The sequence below is a fragment of the Candidatus Hydrogenedentota bacterium genome, from assembly GCA_016791475.1.
In the GTDB taxonomy this organism is placed as follows: Bacteria; Hydrogenedentota; Hydrogenedentia; order Hydrogenedentales; family JAEUWI01; genus JAEUWI01.
The window spans coordinates 1-505 of the sequence record JAEUWI010000514.1 but is presented as its reverse complement, the minus strand read 5'-3'; the positions used below and the strand labels follow the sequence as shown (position 1 = coordinate 505).

At 69.1% G+C, this 505-nt stretch carries 1 pseudogene; it reads right to left on the bottom strand.

The features are described 5' to 3' along the window. Window positions 1–202 precede the first annotated feature (202 nt). A pseudogene (locus JNK74_30560) lies at window positions 203–505 on the bottom strand (hypothetical protein).

The window sequence follows — 505 nt, the reverse complement described above, 5'->3', positions numbered from 1 at the left end:
CGCCCGAGAGGCTCTGGTAGTTGGTCGTGATGGCCGCGTCGAAGCCGCGCGTGTGGGTCCGGTTGTAGCCGGTGATGGGGTCGGTGATCTGGTCCAGGTCCGAGAACCAGAGCGCCCGGTCCATCTGCTCGCGGAAGGCGTTGGCGATCTGCTTCTGCTCCATGCTGTAGTTCCAACCCGCGTAGAGGTCGGTGTTCTGCATGCGGAGCGTGGCGCCGGTCGCCGCGGCCAGCAGGTCGGAGCGCGTCGGGTAGTGTGAAAGCATGGCCGGGCTGACGGGGGCATATTCCCCGGGGGCTTCGACGGCGCCGCGGGCCTGGATGGGGACGGGCTTGCGCGTCAGCGCGGAGCGCCCGGTCTCGCCCTTCTCCAGCAGCTCCTGCAATGCCGGGAAGGCCGGCGTGTGCGCCGGCATGTCGCCATGCACCGCGTTCATGTAGTAGAGCCGTCCGCCTTCCCGGCACTTCGCGGGGATTCCGCTTGCCCAGGTGACGCGGCCATCGCC